Below are 287 nucleotides of genomic sequence, written 5' to 3' on the forward strand. Positions count from 1 at the left end.
ACTGATAGCCGTTAGGTTTCGGGTTCGCGACATAGTCATCAAACTCATCCGGTAGATGGCGGAAGTGAGTATGTACTATCCCTAACGCGGCGTAGCAATCCTGCAGACGCTCCGCAACGATGCGCACGGCGCGCACGTCAAACAGCTCATCAAAGGCGAGATGTTTCTTCTGCATTTTGCGCCAGATGCTGTAGATGTGCTTAGGTCGACCATAGACTTCGGCCCGCACATTCTCTTCTTTCATCGACTGGCGCAATCCGCTGACGAATTCCTCAATATAGTGCTCG

The 287-nt window shown here is 52.3% G+C and carries 1 pseudogene; it reads right to left on the minus strand.

The window, feature by feature from the left end:
* Positions 1 to 287: pseudogene (locus ACPYOI_RS36130) on the minus strand (RelA/SpoT family protein); the annotation flags it as partial.

It is taken from the genome of Rhizobium sp. SVR5-2C (assembly GCF_056755115.1).